1 rRNA gene is annotated in these 3156 nt (G+C 52.2%); it reads right to left on the reverse strand.

What is annotated here, in order from left to right:
* Positions 1 to 2839 (reverse strand): 23S ribosomal RNA (locus tag ACQRBN_RS17325); the annotation flags it as partial.
* Between the last annotated feature and the right edge of the window lie 317 nt (positions 2840 to 3156).

Raw genomic sequence — 3156 nt, forward strand, 5'->3', positions numbered from 1 at the left:
ACTTCCACCTCTGCCCTATCTACCTCGTCGTCTTCAAGGGGTCTTACTGCTTGCGCAGGGATATCTCATCTTGAGGGGGGCTTCACGCTTAGATGCCTTCAGCGTTTATCCCGTCCCGGCTTGGCTACTCTGCCATGACCTTGGTGGTCAACAGATGCACCAGCGGCCAGTCCATCCCGGTCCTCTCGTACTAAGGACAGCTCCTCTCAAATATCCTACGCCCACGCCGGATAGGGACCGAACTGTCTCACGACGTTCTGAACCCAGCTCGCGTACCGCTTTAATGGGCGAACAGCCCAACCCTTGGGACCTACTTCAGCCCCAGGATGCGATGAGCCGACATCGAGGTGCCAAACCACTCCGTCGATGTGAACTCTTGGGAGTGATAAGCCTGTTATCCCCAGGGTAGCTTTTATCCGTTGAGCGATGGCAATCCCACTTTATACCACCGGATCACTAAGTCCTACTTTCGTACCTGCTCCACCCGTCGGTGTCGCAGTCAAGCTCCCTTCTGCCTTTGCACTCTCCGAATGGTTTCCAACCATTCTGAGGGAACCTTTGAGCGCCTCCGATACCCTTTCGGAGGCGACCGCCCCAGTCAAACTCCCCACCTGACATTGTCCCCCAGCCGGGTCACGGCTGATGGTTAGAAATCCAATACTGCAAGGGTGGTATCCCAACAGCGGCTCTGTGGCAACTGGCGTCGCCACTTCCCTGCCTCCCACCTATCCTGTACATGCAATACCGAATCCCAGTATCAAGCTGGAGTAAAGCTCCATGGGGTCTTTCCGTCCTGGCGCAGGTAACCAGCATCTTCACTGGTATTTCAATTTCACCGGGTGCATTGTTGAGACAGTGCCCAAATCATTACGCCTTTCGTGCGGGTCGGAACTTACCCGACAAGGAATTTCGCTACCTTAGGACCGTTATAGTTACGGCCGCCGTTTACTGGGGCTTAAATTCAAGGCTTCGCCTTACGGCTAACCTCTCCTCTTAACCTTCCAGCACCGGGCAGGCGTCAGCCCATATACTTCACCTTGCGGTTTTGCATAGACCTGTGTTTTTGCTAAACAGTTGCTTGGGCCAATTCTCTGCGGCCGGCTCTCGCCGGCACTCCTTCTCCCGAAGTTACGGAGTCATTTTGCCGAGTTCCTTAACAATGCTTCTCCCGTCGGCCTTAGGATTCTCTCCTCATCCACCTGTGTCGGTTTACGGTACGGGCGCGATATGAGCAATAGCGGCTTTTCTTGACGCATGGCTCGCATACTTCCCTACTCCTGTTCGGTCCGCATCACGTCTTCGGATTGCCACACGGATTTGCCTATGCGGCTCCTGCCTCGCTTGCGCCGGTCTTTCCATTCCCGGCTTATGCTCTCCACGCGTGTCCCCACAGTTCTGTCATATCGCGGTACAGGAATCTCAACCTGTTGTCCATCGGCTACGCCTCTCGGCCTCGCCTTAGGCCCCGACTTACCCAGAGCAGATCAGCTTTACTCTGGAAACCTTGGATATTCGGCCGGAAGGATTCCCACCTTCCTCTCGCTACTCATTCCGGCATTCTCTCTTCTTAACAATCCACAGCTCCTTTCGGTACTGCTTCCTCTCGTTAACAATGCTCCTCTACCAATCAACTGGGTTGATTCCCGAGCTTCGGCAGTGTGTTTCAGCCCCGGACATTTTCGGCGCAGGACCTCTCGACTAGTGAGCTATTACGCACTCTTTGAATGTATGGCTGCTTCTAAGCCAACATCCTAGTTGTCTTCGAAATCCCACATCCTTTTCCACTTAACACACATTTTGGGACCTTAGCTGCAGGTCTGGGCTCTTTCCCTTTTGACTGCCCAACTTATCTCGTGCAGTCTGACTCCCATACAACATCTACGCGGCATTCGGAGTTTGATATTCTTCGGTAAGCTTTGACGCCCCCTAGGAAATTCAGTGCTCTACCTCCGCAAGACTCGTATGAGGCTAGCCCTAAAGCTATTTCGAGGAGAACCAGCTATCTCCGGGTTCGATTGGAATTTCTCCCCTATCCACACCTCATCCCCACCCTTTTCAACGGATGTGGGTTCGGACCTCCATTGCCTTTTACGGCAACTTCATCCTGGACATGGATAGATCACCCGGTTTCGGGTCTGCTCCGACTGACTCTGGCCCTATTAAGACTTGGTTTCCCTTCGGCTCCGTCCCTTGAGGACTTAACCTTGCCAGCCGGCGCAACTCGCCGGACCGTTCTACAAAAAGTACGCGGTTCCACATATACAGTGGTTCCACAGCTTGTAAACATATGGTTTCAGGTTCTGTTTCACTCCCCTCCCGGGGTTCTTTTCACCGTTCCTTCACAGTACTATGCGCTATCGGTCACTAAGGAGTATTTAGCCTTGCGGGGTGGTCCCCGCGCCTTCAGTCAAGGTTCCACGTGTCTCGACCTACTCTGGATCCCGCCATGCCACTCGGATTTTCGCTTACGGGGCTTTCACCCTCTCTGGCTGGCTTTCCCAAAGCCATTCTGCTAACCCTCGTGGATCAATTCCGCGGTCCGAACCCCGGGATGCACGCATCCCGGTTTGGGCTCTTCCGCTTTCGCTCGCCGCTACTCACGGAATCACTTGTTGTTTTCTCTTCCTCCGGCTACTTAGATGTTTCAGTTCGCCGGGTTCCCTTCCTGACGTTATGGATTGGCGTCAGGATGCCTGAGGTTTGCTCAGGCGGGTTTCCCCATTCAGACATCTCCGGATCGTAGGATATTTGCTCCTCCCCGAAGCTTTTCGCAGCTTATCACGTCTTTCATCGGCTCTTAGTGCCAAGGCATCCACCATACGCTCTTTCTAGCATGACCAACTGTCTCATGATCACGGGTCGATCACTCGACTACACCAGCATAGCGTTGCTGGCGTTGGTTATAGGTCAATTTTTTGAATTCGTTTTCTTCGAATCGTGTGTAATCATTATTACTATAATTGACTATTACCTGTTATAACAATTACCTCGGATGTCTTGATTAAGATATTTATCTTATCATTTCTATTTCTTATATGCGGTTTTCAAGGTACATTGCAAAACAGAATCCTTTATTGTGCTGGATGCCCGCATCCATAAGCAAGAAATTATTCTGTTTTATAGCGTGCCTGCACGCGACCGAAAGAACGCAGTTCT

The sequence above is a fragment of the Bariatricus sp. SGI.154 genome (assembly GCF_050313795.1).
Classification (GTDB): domain Bacteria; phylum Bacillota; class Clostridia; order Lachnospirales; family Lachnospiraceae; genus CAMBRQ01.